Origin of the sequence: Neisseria oralis, from assembly GCF_045062685.1 — a bacterium.
Taxonomy (GTDB): domain Bacteria; phylum Pseudomonadota; class Gammaproteobacteria; order Burkholderiales; family Neisseriaceae; genus Neisseria; species Neisseria oralis.
The window spans coordinates 32,363-54,056 of sequence record NZ_JBJGEB010000012.1; the positions used below are offsets into that span (position 1 = coordinate 32,363).

Below are 21,694 nucleotides of genomic sequence, written 5' to 3' on the forward strand. Positions count from 1 at the left end.
TATTTGAGTAAAAACATATTAATATATATATACCCCCTATCGAGCATGGGCGCAACGGAAAGGCGGCGGAGAGGCAGTCGGGACATGGTTTGGCGTCTTCCATATAAATTTCAGACGGCATTATAACAGCCAGCCTTACTTCGATGCCGTCTGAAACGCTGTAACCGTCCGTAATCACACATCGTAAAGAAATGCAAACGTTTTCAACAGTTTCCCGTATAAATTTGACTTTCCTCAGTTTCCAGCATTGATATTGCTTTTTTACCAGCGTAATATGTTAACATTTGCAGAAAATGGGATATTATCTTGCATCCATGCAGATTTCCATTTGCAACATATGCCTAACTTTCTGTTTGTTAAATTTTTATATTTACTTGCTAACCCTTAAGAGGACTTATCATGAAAGCGTTGAAATCGTTTCTGATATGGGGCTTGGTGGTGCTGGTGGGCGTAATCGCCTTCGCCACCTTGGCCTTGAGCCGCGGCGAGCACATCAGTGCGGTATGGCTGGTCGTCGCTGCGGTTTCGGTGTATTGCATCGCCTACCGTTTTTACAGCCTCTATATCTGTAAAAACATTTTGGAACTCGATGCGCGGCGCATGACGCCGGCGGAACGCCACAACAACGGTGTGGATTATGTTCCGACCAATGAAAAAGTTTTGTTCGGCCACCATTTTGCGGCCATTGCTGGTGCGGGTCCGCTGGTCGGCCCCGTGCTGGCGTCGCAAATGGGTTATCTGCCGGGTACGCTGTGGATTATTTTCGGCGTGATTCTGGCCGGTGCGGTTCAGGACATGATGGTGCTGTTTATTTCGATGCGCCGCGACGGCAAATCGCTGGGCGACATCATCAAACAAGAGTTGGGAACGACTGCGGGCATCATCGCCTCCATCGGCATCCTGATGATTATGATCATCATCACTTCCGTGTTGGCCCTGATTGTGGTGAAAGCACTGACCCACAGTCCGTGGGGTACGTTTACCATTGCGGCAACCGTGCCTATCGCGCTGTTTATGGGGGTTTACGCCCGCTTCATCCGTCCGGGACGCATCGGCGAAATTTCGATTTTCGGTTTTGCCGGCCTTTTGTGCGCAGTGATTTTCGGTAACCATGTCGCCCAAAGCCCTATCGGCAACTGGTTCAATTTGGACGGCGTGCAGCTTGCCATCGGCATCATGCTTTACGGTGGCATTTCTTCGCTGCTGCCGGTATGGCTGTTGATGACCCCGCGCGATTATCTGGCCACTTTCTTGAAAATCGGTACGATTCTGGCTTTGGCCGTCGGCATCATCATCGTCGGCCCCGAGCTGAAAATGCCTGCCGTTACCCACTTCATAGACGGCAGCGGCCCGGTATTTGCAGGCGGACTGTTCCCGTTCCTGTTCATTACCATCGCCTGCGGTGCGGTATCCGGCTTCCACGCGCTGATTTCTTCGGGTACGACGCCAAAAATGATTGAAAACGAAACCCACGTCCGCGCTATCGGTTACGGCGGTATGCTGATGGAAAGTTTCGTGGCGATTATGGCCCTGTCGGCCGCCTGCGTGCTGGAGCCCGGCGTGTACTTCGCCATGAACAGCCCCGCTGCCTTAATCGGTACCGACGCCGCAAACGCAGCCCAAGTGATTACCAACCAGCTTCAGGTTCCGGTCGATGCGGCTACCCTGCTGAATACCGCCAAAGAAGTGGGCGAACACACCATCTTGTCCCGTGCGGGCGGTGCGCCGACTCTGGCCGTAGGTATGGCGCACATCATGAGCCAACTGATTCCGGGCGAAGCAATGATGGCCTTCTGGTACCACTTCGCGCTGCTGTTTGAAGCCATGTTCATTCTGACTGCCGTTGACGCGGGTACCCGTACTTCGCGCTTTATGTTCCAAGACCTGCTGGGCACATTCTCCAAATCGCTGGGTACCACCGGCGGTATGCCCGCCAACGTAATCGCCACCCTGCTGACCGTCGGTTCGTGGGGCTACTTCCTCTACACCGGCGTAACCGACCCGTTGGGCGGCATCAATTCGCTCTGGCCTTTGTTCGGCATCGGCAACCAGATGCTGGCGGGTATCGCGCTGATTATGGCGGCGGTAGTTTTAGTGAAGATGAAAAAAGAACGCTTTATCTGGGTTCCCATCATCCCTGCCATCGGCCTGCTGGTTACTACTGCCGTGGCTTCCGTGCAAAAACTGTTTGACGACGATCCGCGCGTCAGCTTCTTGGCACATGCCGCGAAATACCGCGAGGCAGCCGCAGCCGGACAAGTTTTGTCTCCTGCCAAAGACATTTCGCAGATGGGGCAAATCGTGCTGAACGATTATGTCAACTCCGGTTTGTGCGCCGCCTTCATGCTGGTGGTGCTGTTCGTCGCCATCTACGGTTTGGTGGTTGCCCTTAAAGCCCGCAAAGTTGCATGGCCGACAGCCAAAGAAATCCCCGCAGTCTACCGCGACGAGGTACAGAACAATGAAACGGCTGCTTAAACATCCGTTGGTAGGCCGTCTGAAAAAGGCCTACCGCAACGCCTGCATCGCCGCCAACTACATGGCCGGCATCCCCGACTATGACCGTTACGTCGCGCAACAGCGCAAACACAATCCGAACGCGCCGGTCATGACGAGGAGCCAATTTGTAGACTACTGCCGGATAAAGAGCAACGGCAACGGCCGCTGCTGCTGAAGCCGCTATAACAGCAAACCCCGTACGGAGCAAGCCGTACGGGGTTTTTGTTGCCGGATTGTACCGATATACGACACGGTCTCACATCATCTAACAAACGGCAGGCATACAAAAAGCACTCCGCAGCAAACTGCAAAGTGCTTTTCCTTTTCAGACGGCCTAAGCGTCCAAAGCGATATTATTAACGGGCCCGGCAGGAAGTGTCCACTTTGTTGCCGTACGGATCGATAAACGAGAAGAAGGCCTCGTCGCCTTTCTGATGCCATTCCGCACCTTTGCCGAACAAGCCTCTGCCGGCGGTATAGCGTTCGCCGGAACCGGATACGTCCGAAGACAATACGGCGCGTTTATCGTCCAGACGCAATTCGATACGGTCGGGACTCAGGCTGCGGACTTGGACGGAAAGGCCGTTTTCGCAATTGAATTTCGAATCAATCCGGCTGTTTCTGCGGGAACGTCGGTCATCACGGTAATCGCGATAGTCCCTATCGTCTCTGTCACGGTAACGCGGGCCGTGGTCGTAATGGTCGTAATCGCGCGCGCTGTTTTCACGCGAATAATCGTCGTAATACGGATCGTCGGCTACCACGCAGGCACTTAAGGCCAAGGCGGCGGCAATCGCCAGTAAAGCTTTTACTTTCATGTATTCGCTCCTGTAAACGTTACCTGTACCATACAGATAATCTGTCGAACATTATTATGAATATGCGCTTCGACAGGCAAGCCCGTTTAACTCGAATTTACCAGCAATTAAACAGGGAAAACAGTATTGGGGCAGTCTGACAACTCAATTTTCAGACGGCCCCGCTTTCCGCCTTCGGTCAACCTATAGTTTGCAGGGAACCGTCCGGCATAACCAGCCAGGTTTTTGCTCCCGCCGCTCGGGAGGCCGTCTGAATATCCGCCTCATTCATTATTGAAAACGCGGTAGACAACGCATCCGCCGTCGCCGCCGTCGCCGCCATTACGCTGATGCTGCGGTAACGCGGCGTGCTGACACCTGTGCGCGGGTCAAAAAGATGTGTGAACCTGCCCGCTTCGTCCATCGTCGTACCGTAACCGCCCGACGTAGCAAAGGCTTCGTTTTGCAGCGGTACGGTCAGCAATACTTTTTCTTCATCCGACGGATTGCGGATGCCGACCTGCCAAGTATGGCGTTTATCCAAATCAAATCCGCGGATTTCGCCCATATCGACCAGCGCGCGCCTGATGCCGTTTTTCCTCAGCAACTCGACGACTTTGTCGGTGATATAGCCTTGTGCGATGCCGTTGAGCGACAAGCCCATGCCTTTTTTGGCAAACGCAACAGTCCGGTTGTCGAAACGGACATTATCAAACCCGACCAAACCCAATGCTTTCTCAATCTCACTTTGAGGCGGAGGGGTTTCCGTATTCGGATGGCGGCGGAAATAGCCGGCATACATGTCCCACAACGGCTGGATAGTCGGATCGAACGCGCCTTTAGTCATCTTATGGATATCGCTGCTCAAGCTCAACAAGGCCAGCATATCGGCGGGCGGATCGTTCAGACGGCCTTCACGGTTCAGCTTGCTAATCAGGCTGTCGTCCCGATAGAGACTGAATATTTTTTCCAAACGCGCCACTTCTGCCAACACTTTGCCGACCAGCAGTTCGGCGGTTTTCCGGTTAGTATGGTACAAACGCAGTTCCGCTCCCGAACCCAAGGCAATGCCTTTCCAAACGATTGGTTCTCCGTCTTCGGCCGGTTTGGTTTCACCATGTCCCTGTTGCCGTCGCTTCCATACGAACGGCAGCAAGGCTCCGCCCGCGACAAAGGCGGCGATGGCAAAGAAACGGCGGCGGGTCAAAGGAGTGTTCATCGGTTTTCCGTTTTAAATTTTCAAAATGCAAAGATACGGCCGCATGACCATAAAACATAAAGCCATGACTGGAACCAGCATGGCTTTCGCGTTTTCAGACGGCCTATTTGAAGATATAGGCTTCCGGCATTTCGTCGAAACTGACGACCTTGCCGCCTTTCTCTTGCGCAAATTTCTCGGCCTGCGCCTTGTCGGCAAACGGCAGCGCGTCTTCCGCCCCCATACCGCCGACAAAACCGCTTTCAATCACATAATAGGCTTTTTTCGCGTCTATCCATGCGTTGTCGGCGTTCGGATTTGTCCAATCGGTAACTTTGCCCATATCGGTTACATAAATCATGCTGATGCCTTTCGGCTCTTCGGGCAGTTTGGTATAACCGAACATCTGTTTGATGGTGGAAAACCAGACGGGCCGGTCGGGTTTGCCGTTCAGGAAAATCTGCGCTTTCGGGCCGTTGTGTTCCGAAAGGTTCATGGTGCAGTAGTGACCGACCGAAGCATCGGTAATCTGCTGCGGTGCGGGCGGCGCGGTATTTTCGCTTTTGCCGCCGCAGGCCGCCAGCAGCAATGCGGTAAAAAGTGCCGATAAGGTTTTCTTCATATCTGTCGCCTTCCAAAAATCCATGCCGCCAGAACCAGCGGGACAAAAACCCATAGTACCTGTGCAGCCAACAAAACGGGGACAGTCAGGCTGATTTGTTCGCTCAACCCTGCCATACCTGCATACATAGCGGTATTTTCGTAACCCGTCAAGTTAAGCAGGCGGTAAATATCGGCCGGATTGAGCAGCAAAATACCTTCAACCACGGGCGCGGTAATGGTTTGCTCGCTATCGGCCACCAAAACGCCCAGCAAGGTCATATCGAAAATCACCACAAAAAACAGCCATACGCCGATAGCGACACCCGCCGCCGTGCCGCGTTCTTTGACTTTGGCACTGATAACATAGCCCATCGCCAGAAACGCCGCGCCGAGAACGACGCTGGCGGCTATCAGCAATGCAAAGGGTTTCCATGCGGCGATGTCGATGCCGCCGTTGGCCAGTTGCAACGCGATGCCCGCCAAGCCGTAGCCTGCTGCGGTGGCGAGGGTAAGGATGATGATGTGGCCGATGAACTTTCCGGCCAGAATCTGCACGCGCGACACGGGGTAACTGAGCAGCAACGCCATCGTGCCGCGTTCGATTTCGCCGATGAGCGCATCATAGGAAAGCAGCATGGCAATCAGCGGTATCAGGAAAATCGACAGGCTGGAGAGGCTGACGACGGTTACGGTCAGCGGGTCGACTTTAACCGAACCGGTCGGCGTACTGCCCAGAAAACCGAGCGACAATGCCAGCGCGGCCAAAAGCATGGTGGCGGCCAACACCCAGCGGTTGCGCAGGCTGTCGCGCACTTCTTTGCCGGTAATAATCCAAACGGGGTTCATACTTCTTCCCTTTTCAATAATTGTGCATACATATCGTCCAGCGTCGGCGTGTGGATGTCGATATAGTCGAGACGGCTCAAATCGCCCAGTTCGCCCAACAGCGCCATGCGCTCTTCCGCTTTGCACTGCGCGCGGTAGAGGAGGCCGTCTGAATGCTGCCAGCATTCAGACAGCGGCATCTGCTCTTTCAGGCGCACGGTTACGGTGAGCGGCAGCCCGCTTTGGATATGCAATTCGTCCATGCTGCCGTCGGCGACTTTGACGCCGTTCCTCATAACCACGATGCGGTCGGCATGGCCGTCCAATTCCGCCAGCGCGTGCGTACTGAGCAATACTGTCGCACCTTTGCCGTTAAGTTCGCGCACGACTTCGTAAAACATCTGCCGCGAAGCAGGGTCGAGGCCGGTGGTCGGTTCGTCGAACAACAATACTTTCGGTTCGCCAAGCAGGGCCTGTGCCAACGCCAGACGCTGGCGCATCCCTTTGGAATAGGTACCCACGCGGCGGCCTGCGGCCTGTAAAATACCGACGCGCTCCAGCAGCTCCCTGTTTTTCGCCAGCGGCTGTTTTTTCAGTTTGGCATAAAACGCCATCGTTTCGATGCCGGTCAGCGAAGGATGCAGCGCGACGGTTTCGGGCAGATAACCGATCTGGGCGCGCACCTGCGCGCCCGCCTTGCTGCCCGTACGCTCGCCCAAAAGCATGACCTCGCCTTCGTTCGGCGTAATCAGACCGAGAATCAGCTTGATGATGGTGGATTTGCCTGCGCCGTTATGTCCGGCCAGACCCACGCTCTCCCCTGCCTTCAATACCAAATCGACTTGGTTGACGGCACGTTGTTCGCCGAAACGCTTGGTAACGTTTCTCAACTCGACGTGGTTGGTGCTCATGAATGTTTCCTTGTGTATGGATTGTTTTTTCAGACGGCCCCGGCAGGCCTTCAGGCCGTCTGAAAGCAAAGACTGGTTGGCGTGCGGATGTTGCGCCGCAGCAGCTACATTCCGCCGCCGCTGATTGCGCCGTTTCCTGCGCTATTCCATTCCGATTTCTGCGACTGTGCTTCCTTGACTAACCGGTCTTTCATTGCCTGATACTTGGTCATGGTTTTATTGACAAACGGTTTCATCAGCGGCTTGCTGTCGGTTACGCCGCCGGGCAGGATGGCGGGAAACTGCGACTGCGCCCATTTGACGATGCTGACCGCCGGACTGTTCATCAACAGCCGCGCAACAGGCGCGCGCCAAATGATTTGGTCGGTAACCCCGTTCGGACGGTACGCGTTGTCACCGAAGCCGTCGCCGTCTAGGTCGAACGAACTGTTGTCGCTCCAGTAATTGCCTCGGCCTCCTTCGCCCCAGTCGAGAAAGCGGGTGCTGACATATTTGACCTGACTTTCGTTGTTGATGAAGGAATTATCGGTCAGCTTCGTGCCTTCGATGGCGGCGGTGAAATGGATGCCGATATTGCAGTTTTCAAAATAATTTCCGTGCAGGTTGTTGTAGTTGGCGTTATACACGAACACGCATTTGTCAGCTTTGTAAATCACATTGTCGGCAACGTCGGAATAGTTGACATAGTTGAGCATGATGCCTTGGTCGCGGCTGCCGACGGCGATATTGCCATATATTTTCAGGCGGTCGGAAAACATCAGGGCATAGCCGATGTTGTTGCCCACGGAAATATTGCCGCTGACTTCACTATCGTTGGTGTACATATAGTGCACGGCATAACGCAGGTGAGAAAAGCGGTTGTTTTTATAGGTATTGTTGGTACTGGTATTGGAAAAAATACCGTCGCGCCCCTGCGAAATATCGTTGCCGACCACCTGCGAACCGGGCGCGTTCCAAACGGTTACGCCGTTGCCGCGCTCGGCCACGCGCAATTTGGTGTCGCCGACGATTTTATTGCCGCGCACCATCGCGTTTTTCGGGCCATGCAGGTACACGCCTACCGAATTTTCCAGAATATTATTGTTTTCCACCAAGGCATTGGCAGCAGTTTCTTCAAGATATACGCCTGCATCCATTGCGGGCAGGCTGAGGCCGGATTGGGTAACGGTCAGATTGCGCAAAACAACGTTGGGAGCGTGTACGGCAATGGTACGGCCGCTGCGGTCGCCTTGGATTTTGGCGGAGCGGTCGGCAGGGCCTTCGATGGTCAGGGGTTTGTCGATATAAAGTTTGTTTTTGTACACACCCGAAGCCAGTTTCAGGATATCGCCTGCTTGGGCTTGGGCTACGGCTTCTGCCAGATTGCTGCCGGTCGGAACGGAGACGACTGCGGCAGAGGCCGTCTGAAACAGACCGCCGAGCATAAATATCAAGGCGGTACGTTGCCGTAGGTGGAGACAGGATGGTGTGTGCATAGATAGTTTCTCTGTTTTTCAGACGGCCTCAGGCAGATACCGCAACACAAAGGTAGGCTTCATTACGGCCGAACCGATAAGCGCGTTCTCAAAAGCGTCGGCATTATAGCAAAACCGCCTGTTGCCAAACGGCTTTACTATAAAGAGGCCGTCTGAAAATCCAAGTCTTTTCAGACGGCCTGCTTGTTTAAGCCAGCAAACCGGAATTATTTGGGCTTAACAATCATCTGGCCTGACATTTCCATATGCAGTGCATGGCAGAACCATTGGCAGTAGTACCAGTGCACGCCCGGACGGACGGCTTTGAAGGTTACCGACTGGGTAGCCTGCGGGCCGATTTCCATCGCGATGCCGTAGCCTTCCAAAGTGAAGCCGTGGGTCAGGTCTTCAATGGTTTCGACGTTGGTTACATATACGGTTACTTCGTCGCCTTGGTTCACTTCGAATTGCGGGACGCTGTACGCAGGCGCGACGGCGGTCATGTACACGCGGACTTTGTTGCCTTCGCGTATGACTTTGGAAGCTTTTTCCAATTCCACACCGTCTTTTTTAGCCTGTTCCACGGCATCTTCCCAGAACCACGGATCTTTGCGGTCCCATGTTTTTTTCGGATGAACTTTGGATGCTGCAACCAAGCACAAGTCGTGCGGTTCGGCAAACGTCGGATTGTCGTGTACCAAACGCATTTGGTCACCGGAAATATCGATTAACTGGTCGCATTCGGGTTTTAACGGACCGGCGTTCAGGAAACGGTCTTTGGAGAATTTGTTCAAAGACACCAGCCATTTACCGTCAGCCTCTTTGGTTTCGCCCATCGTAGTGTGGTTATGGCCCGGCTGGTAGTGAACGTCCAGTTTTTGTTTGACCGGATCAATCTTCTCGCCTTTGTAGGCTTTGATGGCGTCGTCGATATTCCATTTCACCATCTGACTGTCGATAAACAGCGTAGTGTAAGCATTGCCGCGTCCGTCAAACGCAGTATGCAACGGGCCTAAACCCAACTGCGGTTCCGCCACGACGACATCGCGCTCTTTGATTTTACCGGCGAACAGGTCGTCCAGCTTGCTCACGTCCAAGACGGTAACGGTCGGGGACAGTTTACCGTTGAGCATAATGTATTTGCCGTCAGGGGAGGCATTACAGCCGTGCGGAGAGTTCGGAACAGGGATGTAGCGTGTATAAGGGGATTTGGCTTCGGCACGGCCATCCAGCATTTTCACACCGTTGACTTCTTTGAAGTCGCCTTTTTTGATGCCTTCTTCGATGGCGGCAAGATTGAAGACTACGCACCAGTCCTGCTCGTTGGAAGAAGCACCTTGTACGGTCAGGGCGCGTTCGGAGTTGTAGCAGGTGGAGAAGGAGTATTTGCCTTGGTAGTCGGCATCGCCGTTATCCAAGTTACCGTCCACCAATACCTGCCATGCGATATTCATGGTTTCGCCGTCGATTGCGGTATAAACGGCATTCCAAGTTTTCGGGTCGTTCCAAGTACCGACACCGCTTACCGGCACGATGTGTTCGCCGTTGGCAAAGACATAGCCGGTTTTCGGATAACGTTGCGGACGCAGGCCGTGTACGCCGGAAACATTAGGGATTTCGGTGATTTTGTCGGTTTTCATGAAATCCAGACGGATGCGGCAGACACGGTTGTTGGCCTTGTCGTTGGCATAGGCGTAGCGGCCGTCGTAAGTTTGGTCGGTAAACGACAAATGCGGGTGGTGCAGGTCGCCGTTAGGATAGCAGCGCAAACCGCTGTCCTTCAGAAACTGATTAGTTTCCGGCGTATTTGTCGCATTCAGGATTTTCAGGCTTTCATTGGTGCGTCCCCAACCGGTCGCACTATCCATATTGAACACAGGGATACGCATCAGTTCGCGCATGGAAGGTACGCCGATCAAGCGCATTTCGCCCGATTGACCGCCCGACAGGAAACCGTAGTATTGGTCGAGTTCGCCCGGACCGACTTCGGAAGTCTGCTCACCGGGTTTTCCGTGTGATTCTGTTTTGGCGGCAGATGCGGCACCTGAAGCCGCGCCTTTGTCGCCACCCTCGTTTTTAGAACAGCCGGCAAGGCCCAGCAGGCCCGCACCGGCAAGACCGGCGCCGGAAGCTGCGGCCGTGCCTAGAAATGAACGGCGGCTTAAACCATTTTGTTCTAATTTTTCGTCTGACATACAACTCTCCTTGGATAAAATTCGGTAATCGGCCTTTTTTCAGACTGCCTACCGTTGTGGATAAAAATTCTTAATTATCTACTGCTATATTCTTGGCAGAGGGTTTCACAAACTGAACCACCTGCTCTTCCGGCTCCTGCTGCTCTTTTGAATCGGCTTTGGCAGCAGCCTGTTTCTGTTTTTTCTTATTCGTCGCCACTACCTGAGGGCAGCGGGTCTGGTGATGGTACATAACCTGGCAGTGCAGACACTGGATACATTCGTTCGGATGGATGTCTCCTTCCGGCGCAATCGCCTGTACCGGACATTCGTGAGTACATATCTGGCAGGGATTACCGCACATTTTATAACGGCGCAGCCAGTCGAAAATGCGGAACCGCGCAGGAATGGCAATTCCCGCCCCCAACGGGCACAGATAACGGCAGAAGAAGCGTTCGATAAACAGCCCTGCCACCAGCAAAATCACGGCAAACAACACAAACCACCAGTCACGCACAAACTTCAGGATAATTGCTGTTTTGAACGGTTCCACTTCGGCGAAATGCTCGGCAACGCCCAAGTCATACAGTGAAATCGCCAACAGTCCGAAGAAAATAACGTATTTGACGGCAGACAGGCGGGTGTGCAGCAGATGCGGCACGGTAATTTGTTTCACGCCGAATCTTTTGGCAATACGGTTGGTCAGTTCCTGCAATGCGCCGAACGGGCACAGCCAACCGCAAAACGTTCCCCTGTTCCATAACAGCATGGTCGCCGCAGTAAACAGCCACAGGATGAACACTATCGGATCCATCAGGAAAAACTCCCAATGGAAATCGGTCAGAATCGCCGAAAAAAGGGTAAGTGTATTTACCACCGATAACTGAGCTTGGGCATACCAACCGATATAAAACAATGTGAAAGTCAGGAAACACAGGCGGAAACGGTCATACCATTTTTCGTAGCGCACAATGACGTCTTGGAATAAGAACACCAAGAGCAAAATCGTCAATGCAATACCCACGACGACAATCTGTCCGCGCTTGGCCTCCCAAATCTGTTTCCATAATTGGTTGGACACACCGTCATCGGCTGCCGCCTCAGCAATACCCGCGCCGGGTTCTACGCCTGAAGCAGCCTGAGCCGCCGGTGTTTCGACCGGTGCGGCAATTTCTACCGGAGGCGCTTTGGGATCGTCAACATAATAGCCTTTGGGTAGTTCGTAATCCAAATCAGTGGTAACGAACGCTTTGTCGTTCACACTCAGCACGCGCTGAATCATCAGTTGGATACGCCAAGGTTCCGCAGCATCAAACTCTACGCCTTCAGGGATGACAAACCACGATACTTCTTTAAAATGCGGCGCGCCTTCGGCAGCCAAATCAATCAGGCGTTCGTGCTGCGAATCGACAAAACGGAAGCTGGTTTCACCCTGTATGATTTCGATGCGGTCGAAGATACCGCCGCGCACATAGCCCGAACCTTTCCAAGAATACCGACCTTCGCCGGCCACCATAATGGCCTGTTGCCCGGGTTGCAGACGGCTTTGCAGGTTCTGCCAGCCGTCTTCTCCCAACAGGCTTTTACCGATGGAAGGTTGGCTGACCAGCGCCACATACATGTCGATGAAAATGTCGTCGCCCGGACCGGGCTCCGCATGTTCGGCCGAACCCTGTTTACCGTTCTGAGCAAACAGTTTATTGACATCGTCTACGGTCATATGCAGTTTGGCAATGGCTTTCTGATCAAGCAATGCCTGCCATGACTGAATGTCCTGCTTGTCCATATTAACCGCGCGGCGCGGGCGGGTCTGTACTTGCGCTTGCGAAGCAGCCGCCTGCTGGACACCCGATGCTTCTGCCGGAGCCGCGGATACGGCGGCATCAGCCGTACCTAATTTATACTGATGTGCAATGGCTTTAATCGACCGTTGCATACTGTCGTTAATCACCATCAACGTTACGGTCGCGCCGCTGATAATGTCGGCAGGCGCGACACCGGGTTTCGGCGGTGTTTTCAGGAAATTCAGGCCGACATAGTTGGAAATAAACTTGTCGACACGCGATTGCGGGATGCCGATTAACATAATCGGCTCGTTATGCGCCACCAGTTTGGCGCCTGCAATCGTACCGTCGTTCGACAGCGCGATCATCGTATCAATCGGTTTGCTGGAATAGCCGCGGGTATTGACTACGTCCGTCGTAATGAATACCACGCCCAGTTGCTCGTCTCCTTTATAGACACGCGCAACCATAGGCTTACCTTCCGGCTTGCCGTAACGGTCGGCCGACGGGAAAATCTCCGACGGCTGTACCTTGTTCAAAAATTCAGGCAGTCGCTCTGCGTAGGCGGGTACGCAACATACCAACAGCCCCAACACCGCCAGCAACGTGCTTACGACATGCTGCAAACGGCCCTTAATGCCGCCCATCTTCCAACAGGACATAATCGTTCCCGATAAATCGATACTCTTGACAATCTTATTATATGAATCATCTATTCTCCATAATTTGATATAAATCAATCTGATAAAGCTTAAGGCCTATTCCGAATTTTGCAATAATACTTAATGATTACATGAATCTAAGTTCAACGCTATTAATCGGAAAAGTTTCATTATTTGTTTAAATTATTCTGTATTCTTTTCGTTATTGAGCAAAACGTTATGCCAAAACAAACGTTATCAGGCCGTCTGAAAATCCCCCGATTTACTTTTCAGACGGCCTGACACTTTATCCGTGTCGTCTTGCTGCAAACAAAAAAACCTGTCCGAATATTCGGACAGGTTTTCAAGCAGATTTAATCCAAAATCAGTTTTTATCCAAATCAACCAGTTTGTTTTTGGCAATCCAAGGCATCATGGAGCGCAGTTGCGCGCCGACTTTTTCGATTTGGTGGTCGGCAGTCAGGCGGCGGCGGGCGGTCATGCTGGCGTAGTTGACGGCACCTTCTTGGATGAACATTTTGGCGTATTCGCCGGTTTGAATGCGTTTCAAGGCGTTGCGCATAGCTTCGCGCGATTTGTCGTTGATGACTTCCACGCCGGTAACGTATTCGCCGTATTCCGCGTTGTTGGAAATGGAGTAGTTCATGTTGGCGATGCCGCCTTCGTAAATCAGGTCAACGATTAACTTCATTTCATGCAGGCATTCGAAGTAGGCCATTTCGGGCGCATAGCCTGCTTCGGTCAGGGTTTCGAAGCCGGTTTTGATCAGTTCGACCACACCGCCGCACAATACGGCTTGTTCGCCGAAGAGGTCGGTTTCGGTTTCTTCGCGGAAGTTGGTTTCAATCACGCCGCCTTTGGTACCGCCGTTGGCTGCGGCGTAAGACAGTGCGATGTCGCGGGCTTTGCCGCTTTTATCTTGGTAAACGGCGATCAGGGAAGGTACGCCGCCGCCTTTCAGGAATTCGCTGCGCACGGTGTGGCCGGGGCCTTTGGGAGCAACCATAATCACGTCCAAATCGGCACGCGGCACGATTTGGTTGTAGTGGACGTTGAAGCCGTGGGCGAAAGCCAGTACCGCGCCTTGTTTCAGGTTAGGCTCGATTTCGTTTTTGTACACAACAGGCTGGTTTTCATCGGGCAACAGAATCATCACCACGTCTGCTTTTTTGGTGGCATCGGCCACGGACAATACTTCGAAACCGGCCGCTTCGGCTTTTTTCCAAGAACCGCCTTGGCGCAGGCCGACTACCACCTTCACACCCGAATCTTTCAGGTTGGCAGCGTGGGCGTGGCCTTGCGAACCGTAGCCGATGATGGCGACGGTTTTACCTTTAATCAGGGACAGGTCGGCGTCTTTATCGTAATAAACTTGCATTGTTTTTCCTTTAGTGAAGAATAGGTTTGAAGTCAATTAAACGGAGAGTTCGTTCATCAATACGATTTCCAGATTGTCGGTTTTGCCGTCGATGGCTTTGACGAAGCCTTGGAAATGTTCGCTGGCGTTGTGTTCGTCAATCGCGGCCTGCGACTTCCAGTTTTCCACGAATACGAAGCGGTTGGGATTGCCGATTTCCTGATGCAAATCGTAGCTGATGTTGCCGGCTTCCGCACGGCTGGCTTTCACCAGCTCTTTAAACTGGGCTGCCAGTGTTTCTGTGTATTCGGGTTTGACGGTAACCAGTGCGACAATTTTTATGCCGGACATAAAACTCTCCTTACTTAACTTTTAATGATTTCCCATTTTTTCAGACGGCCTCGACATGCTTGAAGGCCGTCTGAAAGGTTTGTTTAAATTTTCAAAATGCGCTCGCCGCGACCGATACCGGCCGCACCTGTACGCACAGTTTCCAGAATTTGGGCGCGGCCCACCGTTTCCAGAAACGAATCCAGCTTTTCGCTCGAGCCTGTGATTTCGATGGTGTAGCTGCGGTCGGTAACGTCCACCACGCTGCCGCGGTAGATTTCGGTCAGACGCAGAAATTCGTCGCGGTCTTTGCCTGCCGCCCGCAGTTTTACCAGCATCAGCTCGCGCTCGACGAAACGGCTTTCATTCAAATCGACGACTTTGACGACTTCCACCAGTTTGTTGAGCTGCTTGGTAATCTGCTCGATGACGGTTTCGTCGCCGTGGGTAACGATGGTCATGCGCGACAAGGTTTTATCTTCGGTGGCGGCTACGGCCAGCGAATCGATATTGTAATCGCGTGCCGAAAACAATCCGACCACGCGGCTCATCGCGCCCGATTCGTTTTCCATCAGGATAGATAAGATGTGTCTCATGGCACGCTCCTTGTATCGTAATCGCGGTCGTTAACATCGTTAACGTCGCTGTCGGCCTCGGTTTCGCGCATATGCGGCGGCAATACCATTTCGTCCAAACCTTTGCCGTTGCCCACCATAGGCAGCACGTTCTGTTTTTTATCGGTCAGGAAATCAAGGAAAACCAACCGATCCTTCTGATTCAAGGCTTCGAGCAACGCGCCTTCCACATCGGATTTTTTGTCCACACGGATGCCGATATGGCCATAGGCTTCCGCCAGCTTCACAAAATCGGGCAGAGAGTCGAAATAGGTCTCGGATTCGCGGTTGCCGTAATACAGTTCCTGCCACTGGCGCACCATACCGAGATAACCGTTGTTCAACGTTACAATGTTTATTGGAATATGATATTGAAAACAGGTCGATAATTCTTGGATATTCATCTGAATCGAACCTTCACCCGTGATGCAGAACACATCTTGCTCCGGTGCAGCAAGTTTGGCGCCCATCGCGTAAGGCAGGCCGACACCCATCGTACCTAGGCCGCCCGAATTGAGCCATTGCCGCGGACGTTGGAACGGATAATACTGGGCGGCAAACATCTGGTGCTGACCCACATCTGACGTGATGATGGCCGAATTGCCGGTGATTTCCGCCAGTTTCTGCACCACATATTGCGGTTTGATGATTTCGCTGTCGTTGTCAAACCACAGGCAGTCGCGCGCGCGCCATTTTTCAATGTTTTTCCACCATTTGTCCAAACCGTCGCGGTTGGCGGCGGATTCCCGTTTGCTCAGCAGGCCGTTCATTTCGGCCAACACGTTTTTCACGTTGCCGACAATCGGGATATCCACTTTCACACGCTTGGCAATGCTGGAAGGGTCAACATCGACATGGATGATTTTTTTGGTTTTTTCCAAAAATTTGGACGGAACGGAAACCACACGGTCGTCAAAACGCGCACCGACCGCCAGCACCACGTCCGCATTCTGCATCGCAAGGTTGGCTTCATAAGTACCGTGCATCCCCAACATACCCAAGAACTGGCGATCGCTGGAAGGATAGGCACCCAACCCCATCAGCGTACCCACGCAGGGCGCGCCGGTCATACGGACGAAGTCGGTCAATTCCTGTGCTGCATTGCCCAAAACGATACCGCCGCCGAAATACACCACCGGCCGCTTGGCCGAAGCAAACATCTGCACCGCTTTCTTAATTTGCCCCGTATGGCCGTTGACAACCGGCTGATAGGAACGGATAAAGATGTCTTCCTGCGGATAGCTGAATTTCGCCATCGCCTGCGTAACGTCTTTCGGAACATCGATGACCACCGGTCCCGGACGTCCGCTGGCGGCAATCTGGAAGGCTTTTTTCAAGGTAACCGCCAGCTCGTTGATGTCGGTTACGAGGAAATTGTGTTTTACGCACGGGCGGGAAATGCCCACGGTATCCACTTCCTGAAACGCATCCGTACCGATGGACGGCGTGCCGACCTGTCCGGTAATCACAACCAGCGGGATGGAATCCGAATACGCTGTGGCGATACCGGTCAGCGCATTGGTCGCACCCGGACCGGACGTTACCAGCGCCACGCCGACCTTGCCGCTGACGCGAGCATAGGCATCCGCCGCATGTACGGCCGCTTGCTCGTGACGTACCAGGATGTGCTTGAATTTATTGAGTTGGAAAATTGCGTCGTAGATTTCGAGAACCGCGCCGCCCGGGTAACCGAAAACGTATTCAACGCCCTCGGCTTTGAGACTTTGCACGATGATTTGTGCGCCGGATAATTGCATATCAACCTCTTTTGTACGGTATCAAACCAAGAGGGGCAGCCGCCTCACCACAGCACCTGTAATGCAAGTCCGGCAAGCAGCGGTTTAGGGTACGCGCATTGCGGGAACACGGTGACAATCGGAAGCCCGGACAATTGGAGTGAACACTCAGAGTTTATCGAAAAAGGAGTCTCAACGATAACGCAAACGGCCTTCCCAATCAAGGCAAAAACTTTCATCCTTTAACAATATTTTTAAAATATGAATTTTATGCATTGATTTTTATAGGATAATTTTAAATACGGATTTCAAGCCCCGCTTACGATTGTCAACATTCCGCGCAACGGTTACTGTTTCATTTTGCATGTGAAGGCACATGTCCTATGCCAAATAAAGCGGCAGTAACAACAAGGCCGTCTGAAAACCGTATCGTCCGGACACGGTTTTCAGACGGCCTCACCGAACCGTTCGGCTTGTTTACTGCTTTTCAGCCGAAGCCTTATTCGCTTTGGTCATCACGGCCCGCAGCAAATCCTGCGTGTGCTCGAAAATCGCCTCCCCGCTCAAAGCAGGTGCGTCTTCGCCCCAAATTGCCACCGCCGCACCTTGCACCTTATCCGGATTGCGGATGGCGTTTTGATGGTTATCACCGTCCCATACGCCGAGATGCCAGTTTTTCCGCACATCTTCGGCGGCAAACCTTCCGTCTCCGGAACGCGGCAGGTCTTCCTTGGGTATAAAATACAGGTAATAAGAATTGTAATTCAATACGCTGAAACCTTCGTTTATCAGTTCGGGCATACTTGCCCGCAGCTTTCTACGGTATTTTTTCGCCGTCGGATTTTCCGTATCCCCATCGTAGCTCCAGTACGTAATCTGGATATTGTGGTTCAATTTTTTCATCGTCGGCTTGATGATACCGTCGTTCCACATCTGAGCGCGCAATCCTTTGGACTGGACGAAACCGGCCAAACGGTTGGCATAGCGGACAAATTCAGAATTACTGTCCCTGCTGTAACCGAATTCGTCACCGCCGATATGGAAGCGTTTGCCGTATTTGAATTTTCCGGAAACTTCCCCAATCAGCGACTCGACAAAGGCGATGCTTTCCGGTTTGTCCATATCGATTTCGGCATCTGCGCCGTTCGATTTCAACGAACGCGCATACGCCTTGCCGCGGTATTGTTCCAGCAGCCTGAACACCGCCGCCATATGCGCGGGGCTGTCCACTTCCGGAATCAGCTCCACATTGCGGGAATGCGCATAACGGACGATTTCGCCAAGCTGTGCGTCGCTTAAAAACGGTTTGCCCGTGTGAGGATTTGTGTAAATGCCGTCTGAAATCAACGCATTTTGCGCCGTCTGTCCCAATATTGCGCTTTCCAAAGCATAGTTTTCATCGTCCGACAAATGCAGGTGAACGAAACGGCCGCCTGAATCCGCGACGGAATCAATAAATTTCTTAATCACCTGTACGGAATAGAAATGGCGGGCAATATCGAGCATCAAACCGTTGTCTTTACCCGCAACGGCAGGAATCCGCCCCCTGCCCGCCCCGTCTTTCCCACCTTCGGCCCGATTCGACGGTTTTTCGGGTTTGACGACGGCAGGGTCGCATCCGGCACCGGCCAACATGACGGCCGCAGCCGCCGCGGCCAGCGACAGTTTCGCCGCATGTCTGAATTTTCCGAACAATTTTCTTTCCTGCATTCAGCCGAATCCTTTAACCAATCTTCCGTTTTCAGACGGCATGTCCAACAGCCGGCCGCCGATGATAAACACAGACCGCCCCTGCTTTCGAATGTTCCCCATTGTCGGAACGGTGGGTGGTTGCGAAAGGCAATAAAAAACGGCTGCCAAAAAAGCAGCCGTTTTTTAGAATTTGGTGCCCAGGGTCGGACTCGAACCGACACACCTTGCGGCGGGGGATTTTGAGTCCCCTGCGTCTACCAATTTCGCCACCTGGGCAGGTGAAGAAGACGCTATTATAGCCATATCCGCAGCGTTGTAAAGAGCTTTGCGCCATTTTTTAGAATTTTATTGTATCCGCGTGTTTTAAAAAATTTTTTTCCACCTCCCAGCCGACCGGTAAACAGGTATTTTTCCCGCATGTCGTGGAACGCTGTATCTTTTTCAGAAAAAACAGCATAATCACTGCATCGATTCCATAAAAGCGGTACACTGTCTTACCGACTAATTATTCAGTAGTATTTCCCCTTTGAACATTATCAGGAGAAACCCATGCAGATCACAGTCCGAAATTTACTTGCAGGCGTCTTCGCCGTAACCGCTCTGGCGGCCTGCCAACCGAAACAGGATGCCGCCGCGCCCGCCGCATCCGGTACGTCGGCATCGTCCGCCCCCTCTGCTTCCGCTCCTGCGGCGCCCGCCGCCAACGGCAAGCTCCACGGTACGGATTTGCGCAAAGAAGACATCGGCGGCGATTTCACGCTGACCGACGGCGACGGCAAACCGTTTAACCTGAGTGATTTGAAAGGTAAGGTGGTGGTGCTGTCGTTCGGCTATACCAACTGCCCCGACGTCTGCCCGACCGAGCTTCTGACCCAAAACGACGTGTTGAAGCAGCTCGGCGACCAAGCCAAAGACGTGAAAGTGGCCTTCGTCAGCGTCGACCCCGAACGCGACACGCCCGAAGTCATCGGCAAATACGCCAAGCAGTTCAATCCCGACTTTATCGGACTGACCGCCACCGGCGACCAAAGCCTGCCCGTCATCAAACAGCAGTACCGCGTGGTGTCGGCCAAAGTGAATCAGGGTGCGGACAGCAATACTTATCTGGTCGACCACACGGCGGGGGCGTATCTGGTCGATAAAAACGGCGATGTCGCCGTATTCGAACCCTACGGCAGCGAACCGGCCGCGATTGCCGCCGACATCAAAACGCTGCTCTGACTTTGAACAGGCCGTCTGAAAACGAACCTTCTTCGTTGTTTCAGACGGCCTGTTTGACAACCGCCCTCTTTTTCCGACATTTGTCCCGAAGCGATAGAACATGACCGAAAACGCATTGACCATCGCCCTGTCCAAAGGGCGCATATTTGAAGAAACCCTGCCGCTCTTGGCCGCCGCGGGCATCGTTCCCGCCGAGGAGCCTGAAAAATCGCGCAAACTGATTATCGGCACCAATCGGGACAACATCCGCCTCGTCATCGTCCGCGCCACCGACGTGCCGACTTACGTCCAATACGGCGCGGCAGACTTCGGCATTGCGGGCAAAGACGTCTTAATCGAACACGGCGGCAGCGGGCTTTATCAGCCGCTGGATTTGCAGATTGCCAAATGCCGCATGATGGTCGCCGTCCGCAAAGGTTTCAATTACGCCGCCGCCTCGCAACCCGGCAGCCGCCTGCGCATCGCGACAAAATACCCCGACATCGCCGCCGGGCATTTCGCCGCCAAAGGCGTGCATGTGGACATCATCAAGCTGTACGGCTCGATGGAACTCGCGCCGCTGGTCGGCCTGAGCGACGCCATCGTCGATTTGGTGTCCACCGGCAACACGCTCAAAGCCAACGGCCTCGAAGCGGTCGAACACATCGCCGATATTTCCAGCCGGCTGGTGGTCAACAAAGCCGCGCTGAAAACCAAACACGCGCTGCTGGAGCCGATTATCCAAGCCTTCGGCAGCGTGGTAAACAAGGAGTGAAACCAATGGTTTCAGACGGCCTGCCGGCTTTCCGTCAGACAGGTCGTCTGAAAAATCCGACTTGCTGTAACCGACACAGGAGATACTTGAAATGGCTGCAAAAATAAAAAAATTTTCAGATTCAACCCTTTCCGTATTAAATAACGGCGAGCGTCGATTTTACGTCTATTGTCTGACCGACCTAAAAAAAGACAAAATCCTCTACATCGGCAAAGGCTGCGGTAATCGTATCTTCGAGCATGAATGGGTTGCTAGTCGTTCACAAGACCCAGTCTCCGGCGAGATTGTCGATCGGAAACTCAAAGCCATTTCCAAATGCAAGAAACTCGGTCGCTATATCATCAGTTATCATCTGACTGAAGTCGAAGCGCTAGCCGCCGAATCTACCTTAATTCATTTTGTTAAATCTGTCTTGGGTAAAAAACTCAAAAATAAAATTGCTGGACATGGTCCGGGTGGTATTAGCGTAGAAAAACTGGATCGCCGCTTTGGATTCTCCCCTCTCCCACTTGATGAGATCAACTCCAACGAGCTGATTCTCGTCATCAAAATCCACAATGCTTTCGATTTAGACACTGACGAAGAATTAGACTACCGTTTCAACAACCAAGACGATGCAAACCTCAAATCGCGTACGTTGGGCAACTGGGTTATCGGTAAAGACGTCGCTTCAAAAGTGAAATACGTTATCGGTGTTCATACCGGGCTGCAAAACGCTGTTGTCAGCGCGTACGAAGTGGACGGCTTTGAAACAATGACTGAGGAAACCAAAAACGGCAGAAAACAAACCCGTTACCGTTTCCGTACTACCTCTCGTAGCGAAGAGGTATTAGCCAAACTTGGTCTGCAACAAAAATGCCTGCCCGAATTGAAATTCGGCAGCGGTTCGGAAAAGGCGTATATCAGGCCGAAGGCGGATTAAAGCGGTTTTCAGACGGCCTCAGGCCTATCCGCCGCCGCATTTTGCCTCCCCGCCATCCGTTGCGGAAAACGGGGAGGCAGCTTTGCCGCAACAAACAATCATGCACCGACACCCATCGACAGGAATAAGAATCCGGTTCGTCAAACCGCCCTCCCCCCCCC

19 protein-coding genes and 1 tRNA gene are annotated in these 21,694 nt (G+C 52.9%); 5 read left to right on the forward strand and 15 right to left on the reverse strand.

All coding sequences use genetic code 11. The annotated features are described in order from the left end of the window. Positions 1-399 precede the first annotated feature (399 nt). Both ACI43T_RS10395 and ACI43T_RS10400 read left to right on the forward strand, forming a co-directional pair. Positions 400-2,478, forward strand: a complete 2,079-nt coding sequence (locus ACI43T_RS10395; protein ID WP_009174543.1) for a carbon starvation CstA family protein — start codon at positions 400-402, stop codon at positions 2,476-2,478. Between the two features lie 7 nt (positions 2,479-2,485). Then, a complete protein-coding gene (locus ACI43T_RS10400; protein WP_372338388.1) occupies positions 2,486-2,674 on the forward strand; it encodes a CstA-like transporter-associated (seleno)protein in 189 nt (62 codons plus the stop codon). 181 nt (positions 2,675-2,855) lie between these two features. Here ACI43T_RS10400 and ACI43T_RS10405 read toward each other — a convergent pair whose 3' ends face one another. The 14 genes from ACI43T_RS10405 to ACI43T_RS10470 form a co-directional block, all read right to left on the reverse strand. Next, the gene (locus ACI43T_RS10405; RefSeq protein WP_297954360.1) at positions 2,856-3,317 is read right to left on the reverse strand and encodes an MliC family protein; all 462 of its coding nucleotides are present in this window, start codon (positions 3,315-3,317) and stop codon (positions 2,856-2,858) included. A gap of 178 nt (positions 3,318-3,495) precedes the next feature. After that, positions 3,496-4,515 carry an FAD:protein FMN transferase gene (locus tag ACI43T_RS10410; RefSeq protein ID WP_405386934.1) on the reverse strand — a complete coding sequence of 340 codons (1,020 nt, stop codon included), beginning with the start codon at positions 4,513-4,515 and terminating at the stop codon, positions 3,496-3,498. 103 nt (positions 4,516-4,618) lie between these two features. Continuing rightward, positions 4,619-5,116, reverse strand: a complete 498-nt coding sequence (locus ACI43T_RS10415; protein WP_405386936.1) for a nitrous oxide reductase accessory protein NosL — start codon at positions 5,114-5,116, stop codon at positions 4,619-4,621. Then, positions 5,113-5,943 (reverse strand): ABC transporter permease, encoded by an 831-nt coding sequence (locus ACI43T_RS10420; RefSeq protein WP_009174548.1) that lies wholly within the window; start codon positions 5,941-5,943, stop codon positions 5,113-5,115. The genes ACI43T_RS10415 and ACI43T_RS10420 overlap by 4 nt, the downstream gene beginning before the upstream one ends. Further along, positions 5,940-6,833, reverse strand: a complete 894-nt coding sequence (locus ACI43T_RS10425) for an ABC transporter ATP-binding protein (protein ID WP_405386938.1) — start codon at positions 6,831-6,833, stop codon at positions 5,940-5,942. The genes ACI43T_RS10420 and ACI43T_RS10425 overlap by 4 nt, the downstream gene beginning before the upstream one ends. Positions 6,834-6,937: 104 nt before the next feature. Next, complete coding sequence (locus tag ACI43T_RS10430) at positions 6,938-8,308, reverse strand: nitrous oxide reductase family maturation protein NosD (RefSeq protein ID WP_405386940.1); 1,371 nt, start codon at positions 8,306-8,308, stop codon at positions 6,938-6,940. A 206-nt stretch (positions 8,309-8,514) separates the two neighbouring features. Further along, positions 8,515-10,482 carry a TAT-dependent nitrous-oxide reductase gene (nosZ, locus tag ACI43T_RS10435; protein ID WP_405386942.1) on the reverse strand — a complete coding sequence of 656 codons (1,968 nt, stop codon included), beginning with the start codon at positions 10,480-10,482 and terminating at the stop codon, positions 8,515-8,517. 70 nt (positions 10,483-10,552) lie between these two features. Next, positions 10,553-12,907, reverse strand: a complete 2,355-nt coding sequence (locus ACI43T_RS10440) for a 4Fe-4S binding protein (protein ID WP_377080287.1) — start codon at positions 12,905-12,907, stop codon at positions 10,553-10,555. A 364-nt stretch (positions 12,908-13,271) separates the two neighbouring features. Then, complete coding sequence (gene ilvC, locus ACI43T_RS10445) at positions 13,272-14,285, reverse strand: ketol-acid reductoisomerase (protein WP_107812911.1); 1,014 nt, start codon at positions 14,283-14,285, stop codon at positions 13,272-13,274. A 36-nt stretch (positions 14,286-14,321) separates the two neighbouring features. Further along, positions 14,322-14,615: a putative quinol monooxygenase gene (locus ACI43T_RS10450; protein ID WP_009174554.1), complete on the reverse strand. Its 294-nt coding sequence runs from the start codon at positions 14,613-14,615 to the stop codon at positions 14,322-14,324. Positions 14,616-14,698: 83 nt separating this feature from the next. Next, the gene (gene ilvN / locus ACI43T_RS10455) at positions 14,699-15,190 is read right to left on the reverse strand and encodes an acetolactate synthase small subunit (protein ID WP_009174555.1); all 492 of its coding nucleotides are present in this window, start codon (positions 15,188-15,190) and stop codon (positions 14,699-14,701) included. After that, entirely contained in the window at positions 15,187-16,965 is a 1,779-nt protein-coding gene (ilvB, locus tag ACI43T_RS10460) for a biosynthetic-type acetolactate synthase large subunit (protein ID WP_405386946.1), read from the reverse strand. Before ilvB ends, ilvN begins: the two co-directional genes overlap by 4 nt. 456 nt (positions 16,966-17,421) lie before the next feature. Then, positions 17,422-18,654 (reverse strand): family 20 glycosylhydrolase, encoded by a 1,233-nt coding sequence (locus tag ACI43T_RS10465; protein WP_405386948.1) that lies wholly within the window; start codon positions 18,652-18,654, stop codon positions 17,422-17,424. 173 nt (positions 18,655-18,827) lie between these two features. Further along, positions 18,828-18,912: transfer RNA gene (locus ACI43T_RS10470), tRNA-Leu, on the reverse strand. 273 nt (positions 18,913-19,185) lie between these two features. On the opposite strand from ACI43T_RS10470, the gene ACI43T_RS10475 reads away from it, so the two are divergent. The 3 genes from ACI43T_RS10475 (at position 19,186) to ACI43T_RS10485 (ending at position 21,533) form a co-directional block, all read left to right on the forward strand. Next, positions 19,186-19,857 (forward strand): SCO family protein, encoded by a 672-nt coding sequence (locus tag ACI43T_RS10475; RefSeq protein ID WP_297954381.1) that lies wholly within the window; start codon positions 19,186-19,188, stop codon positions 19,855-19,857. A gap of 100 nt (positions 19,858-19,957) precedes the next feature. After that, a complete protein-coding gene (hisG, locus tag ACI43T_RS10480) occupies positions 19,958-20,611 on the forward strand; it encodes an ATP phosphoribosyltransferase (RefSeq protein WP_405386950.1) in 654 nt (217 codons plus the stop codon). A gap of 91 nt (positions 20,612-20,702) precedes the next feature. Next, positions 20,703-21,533 carry an LEM-3-like GIY-YIG domain-containing protein gene (locus tag ACI43T_RS10485; protein WP_405386952.1) on the forward strand — a complete coding sequence of 277 codons (831 nt, stop codon included), beginning with the start codon at positions 20,703-20,705 and terminating at the stop codon, positions 21,531-21,533. Here ACI43T_RS10485 and ACI43T_RS10490 read toward each other — a convergent pair. Beyond that, on the reverse strand, positions 21,514-21,694 hold a 181-nt coding region (locus ACI43T_RS10490; protein WP_405386954.1), incomplete at its 5' end, for a hypothetical protein. The two genes, ACI43T_RS10485 and ACI43T_RS10490, sit on opposite strands and share 20 nt — an antisense overlap.

What these genes read in the sequence shown, in the direction of transcription:
- ACI43T_RS10395 (WP_009174543.1), top strand. Translation starts at nt 400, where the DNA reads ATGAAAGCGTTGAAATCGTTTCTGATATGGGGCTTGGTGGTGCTGGTG.
- ACI43T_RS10405 (WP_297954360.1), bottom strand. Translation starts at nt 3,317, where the DNA reads ATGAAAGTAAAAGCTTTACTGGCGATTGCCGCCGCCTTGGCCTTAAGT.
- ACI43T_RS10410 (WP_405386934.1), bottom strand. Translation starts at nt 4,515, where the DNA reads ATGAACACTCCTTTGACCCGCCGCCGTTTCTTTGCCATCGCCGCCTTT.
- ACI43T_RS10415 (WP_405386936.1), bottom strand. Translation starts at nt 5,116, where the DNA reads ATGAAGAAAACCTTATCGGCACTTTTTACCGCATTGCTGCTGGCGGCC.
- ACI43T_RS10420 (WP_009174548.1), bottom strand. Translation starts at nt 5,943, where the DNA reads ATGAACCCCGTTTGGATTATTACCGGCAAAGAAGTGCGCGACAGCCTG.
- ACI43T_RS10425 (WP_405386938.1), bottom strand. Translation starts at nt 6,833, where the DNA reads ATGAGCACCAACCACGTCGAGTTGAGAAACGTTACCAAGCGTTTCGGC.
- ACI43T_RS10430 (WP_405386940.1), bottom strand. Translation starts at nt 8,308, where the DNA reads ATGCACACACCATCCTGTCTCCACCTACGGCAACGTACCGCCTTGATA.
- nosZ (WP_405386942.1), bottom strand. Translation starts at nt 10,482, where the DNA reads ATGTCAGACGAAAAATTAGAACAAAATGGTTTAAGCCGCCGTTCATTT.
- ACI43T_RS10440 (WP_377080287.1), bottom strand. Translation starts at nt 12,907, where the DNA reads ATGTCCTGTTGGAAGATGGGCGGCATTAAGGGCCGTTTGCAGCATGTC.
- ilvC (WP_107812911.1), bottom strand. Translation starts at nt 14,285, where the DNA reads ATGCAAGTTTATTACGATAAAGACGCCGACCTGTCCCTGATTAAAGGT.
- ACI43T_RS10450 (WP_009174554.1), bottom strand. Translation starts at nt 14,615, where the DNA reads ATGTCCGGCATAAAAATTGTCGCACTGGTTACCGTCAAACCCGAATAC.
- ilvN (WP_009174555.1), bottom strand. Translation starts at nt 15,190, where the DNA reads ATGAGACACATCTTATCTATCCTGATGGAAAACGAATCGGGCGCGATG.
- ilvB (WP_405386946.1), bottom strand. Translation starts at nt 16,965, where the DNA reads ATGCAATTATCCGGCGCACAAATCATCGTGCAAAGTCTCAAAGCCGAG.
- ACI43T_RS10465 (WP_405386948.1), bottom strand. Translation starts at nt 18,654, where the DNA reads ATGCAGGAAAGAAAATTGTTCGGAAAATTCAGACATGCGGCGAAACTG.
- ACI43T_RS10475 (WP_297954381.1), top strand. Translation starts at nt 19,186, where the DNA reads ATGCAGATCACAGTCCGAAATTTACTTGCAGGCGTCTTCGCCGTAACC.
- hisG (WP_405386950.1), top strand. Translation starts at nt 19,958, where the DNA reads ATGACCGAAAACGCATTGACCATCGCCCTGTCCAAAGGGCGCATATTT.
- ACI43T_RS10485 (WP_405386952.1), top strand. Translation starts at nt 20,703, where the DNA reads ATGGCTGCAAAAATAAAAAAATTTTCAGATTCAACCCTTTCCGTATTA.